At 64.7% G+C, this 14,530-nt stretch carries 11 protein-coding genes; 3 read left to right on the forward strand and 8 right to left on the reverse strand.

The genetic code is table 11. The annotated features are described in order from the left end of the window. Nucleotides 1-368: 368 nt before the first annotated feature. The 8 genes from QCM77_RS12070 to QCM77_RS12105 all read right to left on the reverse strand — a co-directional run bounded on the left by QCM77_RS12070 (nucleotide 369) and on the right by QCM77_RS12105 (nucleotide 9,737). The gene (locus QCM77_RS12070; RefSeq protein WP_279683793.1) at nucleotides 369-1,343 is read right to left on the reverse strand and encodes a hypothetical protein; all 975 of its coding nucleotides are present in this window, start codon (nucleotides 1,341-1,343) and stop codon (nucleotides 369-371) included. Nucleotides 1,344-1,428: 85 nt separating this feature from the next. Next, the gene (locus QCM77_RS12075; protein WP_279683795.1) at nucleotides 1,429-1,992 is read right to left on the reverse strand and encodes a thioredoxin family protein; all 564 of its coding nucleotides are present in this window, start codon (nucleotides 1,990-1,992) and stop codon (nucleotides 1,429-1,431) included. A gap of 31 nt (nucleotides 1,993-2,023) precedes the next feature. Continuing rightward, a complete protein-coding gene (locus QCM77_RS12080; protein WP_279683797.1) occupies nucleotides 2,024-2,722 on the reverse strand; it encodes a cytochrome c biogenesis CcdA family protein in 699 nt (232 codons plus the stop codon). Between the two features lie 447 nt (nucleotides 2,723-3,169). Next, entirely contained in the window at nucleotides 3,170-3,781 is a 612-nt protein-coding gene (locus QCM77_RS12085) for a sigma-70 family RNA polymerase sigma factor (RefSeq protein ID WP_279665132.1), read from the reverse strand. Between the two features lie 412 nt (nucleotides 3,782-4,193). Next, entirely contained in the window at nucleotides 4,194-4,931 is a 738-nt protein-coding gene (locus QCM77_RS12090) for a response regulator (RefSeq protein WP_211395338.1), read from the reverse strand. 10 nt (nucleotides 4,932-4,941) lie between these two features. Continuing rightward, complete coding sequence (locus QCM77_RS12095) at nucleotides 4,942-6,687, reverse strand: ATP-binding response regulator (protein ID WP_279683799.1); 1,746 nt, start codon at nucleotides 6,685-6,687, stop codon at nucleotides 4,942-4,944. Further along, nucleotides 6,657-8,687, reverse strand: coding sequence for a sensor histidine kinase (locus tag QCM77_RS12100; protein WP_279683828.1), 2,031 nt, complete (start codon nucleotides 8,685-8,687; stop codon nucleotides 6,657-6,659). Before QCM77_RS12100 ends, QCM77_RS12095 begins: the two co-directional genes overlap by 31 nt. Before the next feature lie 54 nt (nucleotides 8,688-8,741). After that, entirely contained in the window at nucleotides 8,742-9,737 is a 996-nt protein-coding gene (locus QCM77_RS12105) for a TRAP transporter substrate-binding protein (RefSeq protein WP_279683800.1), read from the reverse strand. A 202-nt stretch (nucleotides 9,738-9,939) separates the two neighbouring features. On the opposite strand from QCM77_RS12105, the gene ugpB reads away from it, so the two are divergent. The 3 genes from ugpB (at nucleotide 9,940) to QCM77_RS12120 (ending at nucleotide 14,345) form a co-directional block, all read left to right on the forward strand. Then, a complete protein-coding gene (gene ugpB, locus QCM77_RS12110) occupies nucleotides 9,940-11,265 on the forward strand; it encodes a sn-glycerol-3-phosphate ABC transporter substrate-binding protein UgpB (protein ID WP_462804313.1) in 1,326 nt (441 codons plus the stop codon). A gap of 217 nt (nucleotides 11,266-11,482) precedes the next feature. Continuing rightward, nucleotides 11,483-12,442: an aminoglycoside phosphotransferase family protein gene (locus QCM77_RS12115; RefSeq protein ID WP_279683802.1), complete on the forward strand. Its 960-nt coding sequence runs from the start codon at nucleotides 11,483-11,485 to the stop codon at nucleotides 12,440-12,442. Nucleotides 12,443-12,722: 280 nt separating this feature from the next. Beyond that, complete coding sequence (locus QCM77_RS12120; protein ID WP_279683804.1) at nucleotides 12,723-14,345, forward strand: ABC transporter substrate-binding protein; 1,623 nt, start codon at nucleotides 12,723-12,725, stop codon at nucleotides 14,343-14,345. Nucleotides 14,346-14,530: the final 185 nt, after the last annotated feature.

Here is a 14,530-nt window from a genome sequence, read left to right on the forward strand (position 1 = left end):
GGCGCGCCCGGCTGGTATGTCACGAGAATGCTTTGGTTTTTTTGACGGGCCCGGGCAATGCCACAAACGGGGGATGGCGCGAAAAGCCCAGATTGCTGCCGCGGTGGTAGTGCGCTCCCTGCCCCGCTTGCGGGGCAGCCGGCCGGATAGGACTTCCTGGCGGCGGCCTGAGCGCGCGCCTCGTCCTTCGAGACGACCGCTCCGCGGTCCCTCAGGATGAGGCTAAGACGCATCGGTGCCCGCCAAATCGCCGCCGCGGACTCCGTCCTCATCCTGAGGGCCCGCCGCAGGCGGGCGTCTCGAAGGATGGCTGCAGGCGACTTGTCGGCTCTTCTTCAAACACGAGCGCACTGTCGCAAACGGGAGAGCTAGATCCGGTTGTTCTCCGGCGCAATCCCGAGCCGCCGGACGATTTCGGTGCCCACGGCCCGGGCCTCGGGCCGCGAACCGATGCGGGGACTGCGAAATCGTTGTCCGGACTGCAATCGGATCACGACGATGCAGTGCTCGTCCTCGGAGCGGCCGCGGCGCTCGACCGTGATCGCTTTCACGTCGCGCCCCGCGATGTGGTCGGCACGCAAGCGGCCGTCGCCCCATAAGCGCTCGACGCGAATATCTCCTTGCCGGATGATCCAGAAGGCGCCCGTCACGAGATTGGCGTATCTGTGCACGGCGAAAGCGGCGATCGCGCCAACCGGCAGCAGCATGATGTCGACCGGCCCGGGCGACAGGCCACGCCAGAGCTTGTAGGCGTAGGGAACGGCGCATAGCGTGACGACGATCAGTGCGACGATCCTTATGTCCCTCGCGGAAAACGGCTCGAGGGGGTCGCCGAGGCGCATCTCGGGATTGCTGGCATCGAGCGGATTGACGGGAGACTCGACGTCGGGAACGTCGAATTGCGTGGCGATCCGCGCCACCGTTTCGCGCACATGGGTGACATCGGCGATCGGCGGGGAGGTCAGGCGTTCTCCGGAGGCCAGCGTGAAGGCCAGTTGGAAGCGTGCTTTCGCCCTCTTGCTGCCGGGAACCTGCAATCCTCTGATGTCGTCCTTGGCGACGACCCGGGTGCGGAGTTTTCCGAACGGGCGCTGCTCCCCGATCAAGATCTCGTCCGGCGTGATGATCCACACCACTGCGGGCGCCAGCATGATGACGCCGACGAACGCTGCTCCCACGAACAGCGCGACCACGGAGATGGTCACCTCCAGTGTATCGTGGGTGAACAGGCCCGGCGTGAAGCAAAGCGCAACGGCGGCCGCAAAGCCGGACATGACCAGCCGCTGCGCGATCGAGGCGCCTTCCCGAAGGCGAATGTCGGTGCTGGTGATCGCGTCGTCCATCGCGGGCGGCTGATTCCGAGGCTGCAAACTCCACGGACGGGTCCGTGGAGTCAAGCAACAACGGCGAGACCGCCGCAACCCGGTATTAGCTGCTGGCGTTCAGCAGTCGCGCCACGGTGCGGTCGATCTCGTTGTAACGCCCTTCGCCTGCGTGCCGAAACACGATCTTGCCGTTCTGGTCGATGATGTATTGCGCCGGCCAATATTGGTTGCTGTAGGCGTTCCAGGTCTTGGACTCATTGTCCTGTGCCACCGGATAGGTGATGCCGTGGCGCTTCAGCGCCGCCTGCACATTGGACGCCGAGCGCTCGAACGGGAATTCCGGCGTGTGCACGCCGACTACGACGAGGCCCTTGTCCTTGTACTTGGCATAGAGATCGGTGACGTGCGGCAGCGTGTTGACGCAGTTGACGCAGCCATAGGTCCAGAAATCCACCAGCACGACCTTGCCGCGGAGATCGGCGATATTGAGCGGCTTCGAGTTGAACCAGGTGTTGATGCCGGCGAAGTCGGGCGCGGCCTCCTGGTTGGCGGCGGCAGTGACGACAGGGACAGCGCGCGCGGCCTCGTCGCAGATGCCGGGGATGACGGCGCCGGTCACAGCGATGCCGATCAGTGCGGCGGAGACGGCGAGCAGTTTGAAAGTCATGGACGAGTCCTCCGGTTGAGATGCGCGATGATCACAGGCCGATCTGGCCGGTGGGGTAGAATCCGGTGAGCCACGCCACGATCAGCGTGTCATATTGGAAGTAGGCGGCGAGCGCGAAGCCGATCACGACGACGCCAAAGCCCTGCTGCAGCCTGGGCGAGATGCGCGCAAGACTGCGCACCCGCGTGGTGGCGGCCTGTCCGCCATAGGCGATCGCCAGCATCGGAATCGCCGCGCCAATCGCGTAGGCGACCAGCAGCGTGCCGGCCCAGGTCGCGTTCTTCGTCGTCGCGACCAGCGTCAGGATCGAGCCGAGCACCGGGCCGGCGCAGGGCGTCCAGACCAGCCCAAGCGTGGTGCCAAGCACGAGCCCGCCGAGCGCGCCCTCGCGCTGCGTGGCGCTGGAGTTGCCGAGATCGAGCCAGCCGTTGAGCCGGATCGACAGCCATTCGAACGGCGCTGGCCACAGCATCAACAGGCCGAAGCCGAGCAGCAGGATCGATGCCGCCTCGCGCAGCACGTTCGGATCGAAATCGAACAGCCGCGTGATCGCACCTAACAACAGCGCGGTCGCGGAGAACGAGACGACGAAGCCGAGCGCGATCATGGCGGGGCGCAGATGCCCCGCGCGGCCGATCGAGGCGCCGAGCAGGATCGGCAGCATCGGCAGCGTGCAGGGCGCGGCGATGGTGAGGATCCCGGCGAGGACGGCGAAGAGAAGTTCGAGCATGGGCACTCGTGAATGGGGTCACGAGGGCTGTTCGGGATAGGAGAGGCAGTCGTTACGCTGCGTCACGCCTTCGTGACGGGTGGTCGCCGCGGGACGCGGTTGTTGTCGCCATCCTTCGAGACGCCCGCTGCGCGGGCTCCTCAGGATGAGGTCCTGTTGCGCGGCGAAATGTCAAACCCTCATGGTGAGGAGCCCGCGCAGCGGGCGTCTCGAACCATAAGGCCGGCACCTCAACCACCCCCAAATACAAAACGACCCGGAGGGGGGCATCCCGTCCGGGTCGTTGGAGGTCTTGGGAGGTTTAAGGAAACCGTATGTGAGCTTTATGGGAGCGAAGTTTTTCCGCCTGATGTTGTGCTTTGTTTCAATTGTTTCGTCGGCTGTAACACTTCCGTGTCCGGCGATAGGGCCCAATGGGCGGTCCTATCGTCTTGAATTCCCTAAGGTTTAGGCAGCGAAGCGCTCAACGCCGGCGCCCTTAAGCAATTCGGCCAGTTGCTTGCGGGCGTAGAACATCCGGGTCTTCACGGTGCTCTGCGGGATGCCGATGATCTGTCCGACCTCCTCCACCGACTTCTCATGGTAGTAGACGAGGTTGATGATTTCGCGATGCGCGGGTGACAGCTTCTGAACGCAGGCGCGGAGGATTGCACTGGTGTCGCTGCGGTCGAGCGAGGTCTCCGGCGTGTCGCAGCCATCCGCGATCTGGCGCACGTCTTCCTGGTCGATGTCCTCGAAGCGGCGCTGGCGCATCGCGGTCAGCGCCTTGAAGCGCGCTATCGACAGCAGCCAGGTCGAGACCTGCGAGCGGCCCTGGAATTGGCCGGCGGTCCTCCACACGTCCAGAAACACCTGGCTGACGAGGTCTTCCGCCGTGGTGGCGTCGCGCACGATCCGCAGGATGAAGCGGTAGACGCGCACATTGTGACGGCAATAGAGGATGTGCATCGACGTCCGGTTGCCGTCGGCAATGCTTTCGAGAAGCATGTCGTCCGAGGTCGCCTGAGCGGCAATGATGCCCTGGCTGGCTTGGGCGTTGATGGCGATGACGTTCGGCATTGACTTGGCTCCCCGTAGCGCCGCAACCGAGCGGCGTTTCCTTGGACCAAAGTGTTAATGAGCCAACGTTTCGGGACGTCTGCACGAAAAGAGGAAAATGGTTTCGTGCGCCGCCAAATTGTTTCGTCGGAGCGGGTGCGACGAAACATTCGGGGCAAAAAAGCGTGGAATTTCAATGTACGGAAAATGCGGGGTTGAGGGGCTAGGCGGGGTGAGGAACGTATTTCGGGCTTTTGCGTTCGGGACGGCCCACATTTTCTCCGTCGTCCTGGACCAGCGAGCGGAGCGAGCGCTGATCCAGGACCCATTACCCCAGGGAGTAGTTTGACGACGACTGGCGATCACCAGCCGTCTCCCAAATTACCCGTCGGGGTATTGGGTCCTGGCTTTCGCCAGGACGACAAGGGGGGCCTTACGCCTTCTCGCCCGCCGGCGAGAACAGATAGCCGCCGCCGCGGATGGTGCGGATCACGGCGGGCTTTGTGGGATCGGGCTCGATCTTGCGGCGGATGCGCATGATGCGCAGATCGACGGCGCGGTCGAAGGCTTCGGCGTCGCGCGCGTTGGCCAATTCCAGCAGGCGCTCGCGCGACAGCACGCGCTTCGGATTGGCCGCGAACACCTTCAAGAGCCCGAACTCGGATGCGGTCAGCGGGTGCTCGTTGCCCTCGTCGTCGCGCAAGGCCTGCGCTTCGAGATCGAGCCACTTGGTCCCGAACCGTACCAATTGGTCCTTGTCCGATTTCGCAGCCGCCGCTTCCGCCGCCACGGCTTTCGCCGGCGTGCTCCGGCGCAGCACCGAGCGGATGCGTGCCATCAACTCGCGCAGCTCGCACGGCTTTGCCACGTAGTCGTCAGCGCCGAGCTCGAGGCCGACGACGCGGTCGATCGGGCTCGCGGTCGCCGTGAGCATGATCACCGGCACGTTGATGCGACTCTTGAGGTCGCGGATGATCGAGAGCCCGTCTTCCTCGGGCATGTTGAGGTCGAGCACGACGAGGTCGGGCATGCTGCCGTCGATCGCTGTGCGCAACGACTTGCCGCCGTCGCACAGCGTCACGGTGAAGCCGTGCATCTTGAGGTAATCGCCGACCATCTCCCGGGCCGGGGCCTCGTCGTCGACGATCATGATGTGCTGGCTTTGGGTCATGGTCTTGAGATCACGGGATTTCGGTCGCGGGGAGGGTGATGGTGAAGGTCGAGCCCTTGCCGGGGCCCTCGCTGTCGGCGGTCACCTCGCCGCCATGCATGTCGATAATACGCTTGACGATGGACAACCCAAGTCCCGTCGAGCTCTCGCCGGCGGTCGGTTTTGCCGACAACCGCTGGAACCGGCCGAACAGGCGGCCGAGATCCTCCGGCGACAGGCCGGCGCCCTCGTCGCCGACGCGGACGATGGTGTCGCCGCCGTCATGGCTGACGACGACGCCGATCTTGCCGCCGATCGGTGAGTATTTGATGGCGTTGCTGATCAGATTGTCGATCGCCTCGCGGATGCGGTCGGTGTCGCACATGGTGACGACGTTGAGGGGCGCGGTGACGCTGATCGCCTGCTGCTTGTTGACGGCGAGCGGCTGGTTGGCCTCGGCGACCTCCTTGACCAGGGCCGCGACGTCGACCGGCTCGCGGCGGATGGTGATGTCGAAGGCATCGGCCATCGCGTCCGAGATCAGGTGGTCGACCATCGTGGTCAGGCGCTTCGTCGCATCGCGGATGTGATCGACCTGGGCGACCACACCGCTGGACGACGCGCCGGTCGCGATCAGCTCCTTCAGCATCTCGGTGCGGCCGAGGATGACGCCGAGCGGGTTCTTCAAATCATGCGCGACGGTGCCAAGGATTTCGTTCTTGAAGCCGTTGGCGCGCTGCAGCCGCAGCCATTGCGCCGAGAGGCGGCGGTTGGCCTGCATCAGCGCGCGGGTGCGCTGGGCGACGCGGTCTTCCAGCTGGGTGTTGGCGGCCTGGAGCTGCTGGTAGAGGATGACATTATCGAAGGCGATCGAGAGCCGGCTGGAGAAGATCTCGACCAGCGAGCGGTCGGTCTCCGACAGTTCGCGCTCGGCCTGGAGCAGCACCACGACCTCGCGGCCGCTTCCGGTGCGCAGGTAGATCACGCTGCGGTGGTCGGCGAATTCGTTCTTGCGGCCCTGGAAGGCGGCTTCCACCATCGCGCGCAGATCGGGATCGAGCGCCTTCGACGAGGTCGTGCCGATGAAGCGGCTGTAGCAGCCGCTGCCGGCGAGCACCGAGAGCTCGGGATCGATGCCGCCATTGTCGCGCAGGACCAGTATACCGGCGCAATCGACGTTGAGCAGCGAGGCGAGCTGGGTCAGCACGCCCTCGGCGAGCCGCTGCATCGACTTGAAGTCGTACAGCGTCGAGGCAGCGTCGATGATGATCTCGAGGCCGCGCCGGGTCTGCACCATGCGCTCGAGCTGCTGGTAGGAGCGCAGCGCCGCGGTCAGCGAGGTGAACAGCTTGTCGGCGGTGAGCTCGGTCTTGGCCTTGTAGTCGTTGATGTCGTACTGGACGATCACGCGCCGCTCGGGCGCCTGGCCTGGCTGTCCCGTGCGCAGGATGATGCGCACGGTCTCGTTCTTGAGCTCGTTGCGGATGTACTCGACCAGATCGAGGCCGGCGACGTCAGTCTCCATGATGACGTCGAGCAGCACGGCGGCGATGTCGCTGTGCGCGGCCATCAGCTTGCGACCTTCCGCCGCGGAATGGGCGAAGAGAATCTCCAGGCCCTGGCCGTTGAGGCTGTAATCGGACAGCGCGAAGCGCGTGCCGTCATGCACGGCCGGATCGTCGTCGATGACGGCGATCTTCCATTTCCGGGCGTCAATATCCTCCGACGCGGTACCGGTGTCGTCGATCAGGTGGAGGACATCGTCCTGTTCGGCCATTGAGAAGTCCCGTCAGTCTCTGTGCTTTGCGCGCCGCCCTTGGCGACCCGGGGCATGATAATGCGAAAAGTAGTGCCTTGTCCCAGCTTGGATTCCAGCATCATGCGACCGCCGAGCTGCTGGGTGACGAGGTTATAGACGATATGCAGGCCGAGTCCCGTGCCACCTTCATTGCGCCTTGTGGTAAAAAATGGGTCAAAGGCCTGGCGCTGCACGTCGGAGGTCATGCCGGCCCCGTCATCGGTGAAGATGATCTCGACGTCGTCGGCCCCGCGCGGCCGCGCCGAGATCGTGATCGTGCCGGCGCGGCCGTCGGCAAAAGCGTGATTGGCGGCGTTGAGGAACAGGTTGGTCAGGATCTGGCCGTAGGAGCCGGGATAGCCGTCGAGCAGCAGCCCCTCGGGCATGTCGACATGGAGCGTGATCGGCGCGCGCTTCAGCACCGGGCGCAGGCTCGCGATGATCTGGTCGGTGGCTTCGCTCAGGGAGAATTGCCGCCGCTCGGCACGGGAGCGGTCGACCGCGACCTGCTTGAACGACTGGATCAGTTCGCCGGCGCGCTGGAGGTTGGCGACGAGCTGCTGCGAGGCTTCGCGCGAAGACTGCACGAATTCTTCCAGCTGCGAGCGGCGCAGGCCGCCTTCGCCCTTGAGCTGGGCCTCGAAGATCTCGGTGCGCCGGGCAAAACTCGAAGCAACGGTGAGGCTGATGCCGATCGGATTGTTGACCTCGTGCGCGACGCCGGCGACGAGGCCGCCGAGGGCTGCGAGCCTCTCGGCATCGATCAGATTCTGCTGCGCGGTATTGAGCTCGAGCAGCGCACTCTCGGCTTTCTCCTTGGACGCGCGCAGCTCGTCTTCGGTCTCACGCTTCGCGATCGCGTTTTCGCGGAACACCTCCACCGCGCGCGCCATGGCGCCGACTTCGTCACGTGCGCGCGTGCCCTGCACCTCGCGGTCGAGGTCGCCGAGCGTGATCGCGCGCATCGCCGCCATGATCTGCTGCAGCGGCAGCCGGATCGACAGCGCGATCAGCACGCCGGCGGTGAGGATGATGCCGAGGAAGATCACGGCGATGGAAAGAACACGACGGGAAATGTCCGCCAGCGCGCGGTCAAACCTCTCCTGCGCCTTCTGCTCGCGCTGGCGCATCTTGGTGGAGAGGTCGTCGATGGCGCCGATCGCCTCGGCCTGGTTGGCGTCGATGGTGTTGCGCAGCAGCTCGGTGCGGCTCGTGAGCTGCTCGGAGAGCTTTGCAAAGCCCTCGCGCAGCGCGGCGGTGCGGGCCCCAAGCCGTTGCAGCGCCATGCGCTGAAGATCGTTGTCGGCGAGATCGATCATCACGGGGATGGTCTTCTCGATCGTCTCGGTGTTGCGGCGCGCGTCGTCGGCCGCCCCCGATGACAGCGACAGGTAGTAGGAATTGGCCGCGACCAGCATCGCGGTGAAGGCCTCGCGCGACTTGCCGAGCGAAGGCCAGATCAGCGCGTCGCGATGGCCGGTGGCGCCTTCGATGATGGAGTAGAGGCCGGCCATGTCCCTGGCCGGTCCCTGCACCTGCTCCTCATAGGTCCTGGCGATGGTGGCCTGCACGCCGCGCAGCTCGCCAAAGCCGTTGAGGAAGCGGTCGGTGGTGCGCTCCAGCTCCTCGACCGAGCCCGACAGCATCGGGTCCTTGGCGGCGCGGTTGGTCAGCGTGCCCAGCACCGCCTCGCGCAGCAGCAGGATCTCGGCGAACAGGTCGGGGCTCGGCTGGTTGATGTAGCGGTGGATCAGATTGTGCAGCCGCCCGGTCTCGCTTTCGAGCAGCGCCAGAATCCGGTCGGACTCGCGCACCTGGCGCACGTCGTCCCAGGCCGAGCTGAGCACCTGCGAGCCGTTCCAGATCAGCGCGACCAGCACCACCACCACGGCGGAGTTCAGCGCCGCGATCGACAGGATGCGCCAGCGGATCGGCACCGCGCGGAGCGCGCCGACGAGCCGCGCGCGCAGCCGCCCGATCGGGCCGGGCGACCTGTCTGCATGCTCGCTGTGTCCAAGCCCGGGCAAGAGGCCTCACTCCACCTTGCGAATGCGTTCGATCAGCGCGGCCGCGACCGGATCTTGTCCGGCCTTGGTGTAGATCGCGGCCATCGCGTCCTCGAACGGCTTGCGCTCGATATCCCTGACGATGGTGACGCCCGCCTCTTCCGCCTTGCGCTGCGACTGCTCCTCGAGGTCGCGCCACTTCTCGCGCATGAATCGGCTGGAACGAATTGCGGCTTCCCTGAAGACGGTCTGGTCGTCGGCCGACAGGCTTTCCCAGGCCTTCAGCGAGATCACCAGCACTTCCGGGCTCATCGTGTGCTCGGTGAGCGCAAGGTAGCCGGCATGCTTGTAGTGGTCCGTCGTGACGAAAGATGGCCAGTTGTTCTCGGCGCCGTCGATCAGATGGTTGGCAAGCCCGGCGAGCACCTGCCCATAGGGCATCTCGACCGGCTCCGCGCCGAGCGAGCGGATCATCTGGCTCATCAACTCCGACTGCTGCACCCGGATCCGCAATCCCTTGAGGTCCGAGACGTTTCTGACCGGGCGGGCGCCGTTGTAGATCGACCGCGCCCCGGAATCGTAGAAGGCGAGCCCGACGAAGCCGTAGGGCTCGAAGCTGCCGAGGATCTCGCTGCCGATCGGCCCGTCCAGCACCTTCTGCATGTGCTCGATGGACCGGAACAGGAACGGCATCGCAAGCACGTTCATCGCCGGAACGAAATTGCCGATCAGCGCCACATTGGTCCGGTTGAGATCGATCGCGCCGACCCGGGTCTGCTCGATGGTCTCCTTCTCCTCGCCGAGCTGGCGGGAGTGGAACACCTTGATCTCGTGCCGGCCGCCGCTGCGCTCGGCGATCAGGGCGCCCATGTAGCGCAGCGCCTGCACGGTCGGGTAATCCTCGGTCTGGGTGTCGGCGGCGCGGAATTCGCGCGCAACGGCGCCTGTCGCGCAGATGGCGATCAGAAGCGCGACGAAAACCACCCCGGCCCGCGAGCGTTCGGCACGGTTCAACACTGGCACACTCAACCCCTCAGTGGTGGAGTCTATGGTGGGAGGAAAAGGTTCAATGCAATCTAGCAGATGGTTGAGGGAAGGCCATGCTGCACGGCGCCGCGGCGTGATTGTGCGACGCGGCCGGCGCTCATTCCCGGTTGAAACCGCAAATGCCGCGCCTTAAGCAGGGACAGCCGCCTTTTCGTCGTGCGGCACGGGAAGAGCCATCGTGACTTCAGCATCGCGCCTTTTGCAGATCGTCGCCGCCTTTGCGGCCCTCTCATTGGCCGCGCCGGCGCGCGCCGCCACCGATATCGCGCTGTGGCACGCCATGTCGGGCGAGCTCGGCAAGCAGCTCGAGAAGCTCGCCTCCGACTTCAACGCCTCGCAGTCCGATTATCGGATCGTGCCAACTTACAAGGGCAATTACACCGAGACGGTGACGGCGGCGATCTTCGCGTTTCGCTCGCGCAGCCAGCCCGCGATCGTCCAGGTCAACGAGGTCGCCACCGCCACCATGACCGCGGCCAGGGGCGCGATCTATCCGGTGTTCAGCCTGATGCGGGACATGAACGAGCCGTTCTCGCTGGGCGATTATCTTCCCGCGGTCTCCGGCTACTACACCGATGCGGCCGGCAATCTCCTGTCCTTCCCGTTCAATTCCTCGACGCCGATCCTCTATTACAACAGGACCATGTTCCGCGACGCCGGCCTCGATCCTGAGACGCCGCCGAAGACCTGGCCGGAGCTTGGCGCTGCCGCAAAACGTCTGCGTGATCGCGGCGCGGCGTGCGGCTTCACCACGTCCTGGCCGTCCTGGATCCATGTCGAGAATTTCTCCGCCTTCCACAATCTGCCGTTGGCGACGCGGGCGAACGGCTTTGCCGGGCTGGATGCGGAATTGACCATCAACAATCCGTCTCTGGTGCGTCACGTCGCCGAGCTCAGCGAGTGGCAGAAGACCAAGGTGTTCGACTATAGCGGCCGCGGCCAGTCGGCCGAGCCGCGCTTCCAGAACGGCGAATGCGGCATCTTCATCGGCTCTTCGGCGACGCGCGCCGACATCAAGGCAAATTCGAAGTTCGAGATCGGCTACGGCATGATGCCGTATTGGCCCGACGTGAAGGGCGCGCCGCAGAACTCGATCATCGGTGGCGCCACGCTGTGGGTGCTGCGCGACCGGCCGCGCGAGGAATACAAGGGTGTGGCGCGATTCTTCGCCTATCTGTCGCAGCCCGGCGTGCAGGCCGCCTGGCACCAGAACACCGGATATCTGCCTGTTACCCGCGCCGCCTTCGAGCTGACGCGCGCGCAAGGGTTTTACGAGCGCAATCCGGGTTCGGCGATCTCGTTCGAGGAGATCACGCTGCATCCGCCGACGGAGAATTCGAAGGGCATCCGGCTCGGCTCCTTCGTGCTGATCCGCGGCGCGATCGAGGACGAGCTGGAGCAGGCCTTTGCCGGCCGCAAGAGCGCGCAAGGAGCGCTCGATTCCGCGGTCGATCGCGGCAACAAGCTGCTGCGCCAGTTCGAGCGCGCCAGCCCGGACCGGTAGCGATTTTGGCCTTTCCGCAACCGCGAATGAAGTGCGCTCCCTCTCCCGCTTGCGGGAGAGGGTTGGGGAGAGGGTGTCTCCGCAACGGGACAATCCCCAAGAGGAGAGAGCCCCCACCCGGCGCTTCGCGCCGACCTCCCCAGCAAGCGGGAGAGGTGCACCGCGTTCTGGGCGTGTGCCGGATCAACTCAAGCCTGTCCTGCGTGAGCGAGTGCGGATGACAAACGTTCCAACGCAACAACTGCCTCCCTTCGCCGACGCCGAAAGCTTCCGCGCCTGGCGCCCCGCTTCCCCGCGATGGTTGCCGATCGCGCTCGACATCGCGCGCAGCCACGGTCTCGATGCCAGCTCGCCGCATGTGTTTTCGACCGGCACCAATCTCGTGGTCGGGCTCGGCGAAAAGCTGATTCTGAAAATCTTCCCGCCGCTATTGCGCGCGCAGTTCGTCTCCGAGCGCGGCTCGCTGAGGCAACTCGCAGGCCGCCTTCATTTGCCGATCCCGGAGATCGTCGCCGAAGGGATGCGCGACGGCTGGCCTTATCTGATCATCACGCGCCTTGCCGGCACGCTCGGCTCGGAGGTCTGGCCGTCCTTGCCGGAGGACCAGAAGGAGCGCCTGCTGCGCCAGATCGGCGAGACCATCGCCGCCGTGCAGCGCGCGCCGCTCGGACCGCTCGCTGGAATCGAGCCGCGCTGGGATGCGTTCATGCGCAAGCAGATCGAGGGCTGCAAGGCGCGGCACGCGCGGCTCGGCCTCGCGCCAAAATTTCTCGCCGGCCTCGACGATCTCCTGCGCGACGCAATCGAGCTGATCCCGATGAACGCGCCGCCGGTGATTCTGATCGGCGAATACATTCCGGAGAACTTCTTGCTCGCCTGCCATGACGATCAATGGTCGCTCGCCGGCCTGTTCGACTTCGGCGACGTGCTGGCGGGGTGGCGCGACTACGATCTGCTCGGCCCCGGCGCCTTCATGGCGGCGGGCCGGCCGGGTCGCGTGCGCAGCCTGTTCGAAGGTTTTGGCTATGCGAAACCGGACTACGCGCTGAAGCGTCGGCTGATGGCCCTGATGCTGCTGCACCGCGCCAGCGATCTCAACAGCCACATCTGCATCGATGGCTGGCAGGAGCAGGCGGATGATCTCATCGCGCTTCAGGAGCTGATCTGGCCGGGGTGATCGCCGGTGATCACCACCGGCGTCGTCCTGGCCTTCGCCCGGGCAACGGCGGGAGGTGTGCCCCCTAAATGAGCGCGGCGTTTCGCAAGACCAATTTATGTGCAAGCGCGCAGCTTTGTATGCAATGCCTCCGACTTGGCTTCTGATCGCCAGCTTGGCTGTGGAGTAATATTATCTCGCAATTTTAATAGCTTAGGTCTCGGGTAATTCCTCATTAAGCTTTGGCACGAACCTTGCGAATCCCTGTTCCAACCAGAAACTTTTGTGTTGGAGCATTTTCATGAAACGCCGCGATTTCCTCAAGTCCGCCACCGGATTGGCCGCAGGCGCGGCGCTTCCGGCCATGCCTTCGGTGATCCCGTCCGCCAAGGCCGATGCGCGCTCGGAGACGCTGCTGATCGTCTCGGAAGGCGGCCCCAACAATCTCGACATCCACGGCGTCGGCACCAATGTGCCCGGCTACGAAGTCTCCTGGAATTGCTACGACCGCCTGATCAGCCACGAGATGAAGACCGGCCCCGGCGGCGTGCCCTATTACGACCGCGACAAGTTCAAGGGCGAGCTGGCCGAGGACATCAAGATCGACGACATGTCGGTCACCTTCAAGCTGAAGAAGAACGCCAAATTCCACGACGGCGCGCCTGTCACCGCCAAGGACGTGAAGTGGTCGCTCGATCGCGCCGTCAGCGTCGGCGGCTTCCCCACCTTCCAGATGAGCGCGGGCTCGCTCACGAAACCCGAGCAGTTCGTCGTGATCGATGACTACACGGTGCGTGTCGACTTCCTGAAGAAGGACAGGCTGACGATCCCCGATCTCGCGGTGATCGTGCCCTGCATCATCAACTCCGAGCTGGTGAAGAAGAACGCCAGCGAGAAGGACCCCTGGGGTCTCGAGTTCACGAAACAGCAGACCGCGGGCTCCGGCGCCTACAAGGTGACGAAGTGGACCGCCGGCACCGAAGTGGTCATGGAGCGCAACGACGACTGGGTCGGCGGGCCCTTGCCGAAGATCAAGCGCGTGATCTGGCGCATGGTGCCGCAGGCCGGCAACCGCCGGGCGCTGCTGGAGCGGGGCGACGCCGACATCTCCTACGAGCTGCCGTTCAAGGATTTCCAGGAGATGAAGGCGAGCGGCAAGCTCAACGTGGTGTCGCTGCCGTTCTCCAACGGCATCCAGTACATCGGCATGAACGTGACCAAGCCGCCGTTCGACAATCCCAAAGTACGTCAGGCGGTCGCCTACGCGATTCCCTACCAGAAGATCATGGACGCCGTGATGTTCGGGCTGGCAAACCCGATGTTCGGCGCGGCAAAGGACAAGCCGACCGAAGTCGCCTGGCCGCAGCCGCACAAATACAACACCGACATGGAGAAGGCGAAGGCGCTGATGGCCGAGGCCGGCTACGCCAACGGCTTCGAGACCACGATCTCGTTCGACCTCAACTTCGCGGGCGTCAACGAGCCGCTCTGCGTGCTGGTGCAGGAGAGCCTGGCCCAGATCGGCATCAAGACCACCATCAACAAGGTGCCCGGCGCCAACTGGCGCACCGAGCTGAACAAGAAGGAGATGCCGCTGTTCACCAACGTGTTCTCGGGCTGGCTCGATTACCCCGAGTACTTCTTCTACTGGTGCTATCACGGCAACAATTCCGTCTTCAACACCATGAGCTACAAGTCGGCGGAGATGGACAAGCTCATCGACGGCGCCCGCGTTGCGGCCGCGACCGGCGACATCGCGACCTACGACACCGACGTGAAGGGTTTTGTCGATCTCGCCTACAGCGACATCCCGCGCATCCCGCTGTACCAGCCCTTCGTCAACGTCGCGATGCAGAAGAACATCAGCGGCTATCAATACTGGTTCCACCGCCGCCTGGATTACCGCGCGATGGCGAAGGGGTGAGGCGTCATGGCGCGCGCTGTCCTTCGGAGTGAGGTGAGCACGCCTCCCTCATTCCCTCTCCCCTTGTGGGAGAGGGGCAGGGTGAGGGGTAGCCACGAACTCCGACCTCGCTTGGAGCCACCCCCCTCCCTAACCCTCCCCCACAAGGGGGGAGGGAACGTAGCGGAGCGAGTGGCGGCGTCTCG

The sequence above is a fragment of the Bradyrhizobium nivariense genome (assembly GCF_029846695.2).
Classification (GTDB): domain Bacteria; phylum Pseudomonadota; class Alphaproteobacteria; order Rhizobiales; family Xanthobacteraceae; genus Bradyrhizobium.